The 1381-nt window shown below is 61.3% G+C and carries 2 protein-coding genes; both read right to left on the reverse strand.

The genetic code is table 11. The features are described 5' to 3' along the window. The coding region (locus tag ACXJ7R_RS32810) for a hypothetical protein (RefSeq protein ID WP_457155425.1) at window positions 1-200 on the reverse strand (200 nt) is incomplete at its 3' end. A 335-nt stretch (window positions 201-535) separates the two neighbouring features. After that, window positions 536-1381 (reverse strand): hypothetical protein (locus ACXJ7R_RS32815; RefSeq protein WP_457155426.1); only part of this gene is annotated, 846 nt, incomplete at its 5' end.

Consider the following 1381-nt stretch of genomic DNA (forward strand, 5'->3'; position numbering starts at 1 on the left):
CTACAGATCCGTCCTTTGCGACTTCGATCGTGGCGTTCATGACGCCCTGCACGACAATCGCTCGCACTGATGTGATCCGCGCGTTCGGAGGGTTCTACGACCGGAACGGTTGCCGGTACGGGGAGGATGCCCATCTGTGGTTCAAATTGGTCCTCAACGAACAGGTGATGGTCGACCTTGAGCCGCGTGTATGCATACACCGTGAAGCATCCAGCCTAAGCAGCAATCTGCCAGCTGTGAGGCCGGTCGAGCCTTTTCTTGAGGACCCCTCAGAGATCGAAGACAGCTGCCCGACAGGTCTTCGACCGCTTCTGGAGCAGATGCTGGCAATTCGCGCCTTCAAGACCGCATGCGTACTTGGCTATTGGGGGGATTGGCGCAAGGCAGCCGCTCTCAGGCGTCGCTTCGCGAGGCATTCTTGGAGACCAATGCTGCCCTACCAATTCGGGTCGATGGTTTGCTCCACCCCGATCGGTCCCGCGTTGGGCGCCGCCTGGCGGCGCCTGCAAGACGGGCGGCAGCCGAGGGCACCAGCTTAGGCGCTTTCCGGGCGATCCAAAAGGAAAGGTTCATGCTTCCTGGGGCCAATTCGCGTGATGACTGGTGCTCCAGCAGCCTCGCTGAACTCGTCGGGATCACGGAGGGTTGTATCGAGGAATTCCGCGATGCCCGCTAGGCCGAGACCGAGCAATATACCCGCCGCCAAGGCGGCGAAGAGATAGACAATCGGGGATCTCGTCGAAAATTCGGGATCGCGCGGAGGATCAACAATGCGGATGAGCTCCGGTGCCCGCAAAATACCCACGGCGTCMCCCAGCCGAACCGACTCGAGACGTTTCTGTGTTGCTTCAAGCTTGTCCTGGGCTACCGCGATGTCGCGTTCCCTGTCGGCGATCTGCGCCTTCAAGCGGTCGTATTCGGAAATGTCACGCTGCTCGGCCTCCATCGCGGCAACTACCTGTTCATGCTCGGACAGGGCGGCCGTCCGCCTGGCAAGTGCGTCTCGCAGTGGGGCGACCTCTTCCGCCCGCATCGATTGCTCCTGCTGTTCGCCCCCGCTTCCCTGCGGGCTGGCCGGTCGGTCGATTTCCTGTTCGAGTTGTTCGATGGTTGCGTCTGCAAGCGCCGCAGGCCTGGCAAGCTCGACAGCCTTGTCGGCTTGGCGCAACTCCTCCGCCTTTGCCTGACGCAGATGGTTGAGCTCTTCTAGCCTCGCCTGGGCCGCAGCAGGGCTGCCGATGGATAACTCCGCCTGCCGCCTTTCCAGGTCGACCTTCAACGCACGCGCCGCCGCCAAGTCGCGCGTGTGCTTTTCGACCAGGATTTGAATGGCGTCGGGTTCATTCTGCTCAGGAACGAGAGCCTCCAGAAACCTTGTTAT

Source organism: Mesorhizobium sp. P5_C1 (genome assembly GCF_054049815.1).